This window comes from Micromonospora sp. NBS 11-29, assembly GCF_002140155.1.
Lineage (GTDB): Bacteria > Actinomycetota > Actinomycetes > Mycobacteriales > Micromonosporaceae > Micromonospora.
Map to the genome: position 1 here is coordinate 105,667 of NZ_NAPR01000002.1, position 959 is coordinate 106,625.

General features: G+C 79.1%; 1 pseudogene. It reads left to right on the forward strand.

From position 1 onward, the window contains the following. Positions 1 to 951, forward strand: a pseudogene (locus B1205_RS30515) (acetate--CoA ligase family protein); the annotation flags it as partial. Positions 952 to 959: the final 8 nt, after the last annotated feature.

Below are 959 nucleotides of genomic sequence, written 5' to 3' on the forward strand. Positions count from 1 at the left end.
GGGCAGGGCCTGGCGGTCGCGTCGGGGTACCCGCACGACGTGGGGCCGAGCGCCGGCGCGGACGCGTACGCCGCCGCGCTTGCCGCCGCGGTGGCCGACGAGCGGGTGGACGCCGTGGTGGCGGTCTTCGCGCCGCCGCTGCCCGGTCAGCTCGCCGACCCGGCGGCGGACTTCGCGGNGGACGGGTGCCGGCCGGGGTGCCGGCGTACCCGAGCGTGGAGGAGGCGGTGCGGGCGTTGGCCCGGGTCAGCGGGTACGCGGACTGGCTGCGGCGGCCCCCGGGGGTGCTGCCGGAACTGGCCGACGTGGACCGGGCGGCGGGGCACGCCGCGCTGGGGCCGGACGGGGCGGACACGGCGGCGCTGCTGCGTGCGTACGGGATCGACGTGGTGGGGTCGGTGCCGGCCGGTTCGGTCGACGAGGTGGTGGCGGCGGGGGAGCGGCTCGGCTGGCCGGTGGCGCTCAAGGCCGCCGNACCTGACCGACGCCGTCGCGCTGCGCCGCGCGTACGCCGAGATGGCTCCGGTGTTCGGCGCGGAGGTGCTGGTCCAGCCGATGGTCGCGCCGGGCGTGGCGTGCGTGGTGGAGCTGGTGGAGGATCCGGCGTTCGGGCCGGTGGTCGGGTTCGGGTTGGGTGGGGTGGCGACCGAGCTGCTCGGTGACCGGGCCTGGCGGGCGGTGCCGTTGACCGACCGGGACGCCGCCGAGCTGGTCGACGAGCCGCGGGCCGCGCCGCTGCTGCGCGGGCACCGGGGCGCGGCCCCGGTGGATCGGGCGGCCCTGGTGGATCTGCTGCTGCGGGTGGGTCGGCTGGCCGACGAGCAGCCCCGGGTGCGGTCGCTCACGTTGAACCCGGTGCTGGCCCGCCCGGACGGCCTCTCGGTGCTGCACGCGACCGTCCGCACCGGCGCGGATTCGCCGCGCCCCGACACCGGCCCCCGCCGCTTGTAAGGCGGGGG